2 protein-coding genes are annotated in these 1,190 nt (G+C 67.4%); both read right to left on the bottom strand.

The window, feature by feature from the left end; translation table 11 throughout:
• The coding region (locus ACSFA3_RS24545) for a phenylacetaldoxime dehydratase family protein (RefSeq protein WP_435507982.1) at positions 1–400 on the bottom strand (400 nt) is incomplete at its 3' end.
• Between the two features lie 17 nt (positions 401–417).
• The coding region (locus ACSFA3_RS24540) for a nitrilase-related carbon-nitrogen hydrolase (RefSeq protein ID WP_435507981.1) at positions 418–1,190 on the bottom strand (773 nt) is incomplete at its 5' end.

Here is a 1,190-nt window from a genome sequence, read left to right as displayed (position 1 = left end):
TCTCGCGGAAGTAACCGAGGCCTTCGTTGAGCCGTTCGTCGGAGCGCCACCAGGCATCGATGGCGGGCGTGGTGCACCAGCGTGCGTAGGCTGCGGCGTCGCTCCAGTAGGCGATTGCGATCATGTTGTCGAAGCCGTCGGCATCGACGTAGTGCGTCAGGTCGTGGTGGCCCGGGCCATCGGGCAGGGCGAAGTCGCGCGCGATCTTCATCAGCGCGGCACAGGCGCGGCCCTGCATTTCGGCGCCGCGCGATTGCACGCCGAAGTAGCCCATCACGACCTGCGTCACCGACGTGGCGGCGCGGGCCGCCCACACGGGGTAGGGCGGCGTGTAGTCGTCTTCCACGCGGCGATGCCGCGTGCGAGGGCACTTCAGGTGCTCGGCAATGGCTGATTCCATGGCATGCCTCCGTGGGTTCAGGCCGCGACCGGCTCGGGCACGCTGCTTTCAGGCTCTGGCGAGTGCTGCACCACCACGGGTTCGCGGCGCGTCTTGTTGAGCAGTAGCTGGGTGACATCGGGCCGCGAGTAGTGGCCGCTGGGGTCGGCAGCCGCCTTGGCGAGCGAGATCATGCCGAGGTCGATGTCGGCGATGACCAGGCCTTCTTCGTCTTCCGCCAGCGGCGTGCCCAGTGGCGAGCCGTCGGGCGCGTAGATGCGCGCAAAGCCGCCGCCGGTGCGCAGCATCTGCTGCTTGCCCGCGTCGGTGCACATCAGCTCGCTCATGGCCTTCGACACGGTGGCGCAGGGCGCGACCACGAAGCACTGGCCCTCGGCCGCATACACCTGGCTCGCGGCGTTGTTGACCTCGGGACCCAGCGCATAGGCCGCGCCGCGGTACAGCGAGAAGCTCGGCCATGCGCCGCAGTGGATCTGCTCGTTCTGCGAATACATCGCGTACTTGCTCAACGGCTGCAAGTGCTCCCAGCACGAGAGCGAGCCGATGTTGCCCAGCGCCGTCTCGACCACGGCAAGGTCCGAGCCGTCGCCTTCGCCGAAAACCGTGCGCTCGACGTGCGTGGGCTTGAGCTTGCGGCGCGTCTGCACGGTGTTGCCCTGGTCGTCGATGAGCGCCTGCGCAAGTTTGAGCCTTCCCGTACGACCATAGATGGGCGAGAGTTCTTGGCTGACCCGAGTGAGAAGCGCGACTACGACGCCGCCATGGCCACCTTCCGCAAAGGTGAGTTCGC

The sequence above is a fragment of the Variovorax glucosi genome, assembly GCF_051216695.1.
Lineage (GTDB): Bacteria > Pseudomonadota > Gammaproteobacteria > Burkholderiales > Burkholderiaceae_C > Variovorax.
The sequence above is the reverse complement of the archived record's forward strand: the minus strand, read 5'-3'. Positions and strand labels throughout refer to the sequence as shown.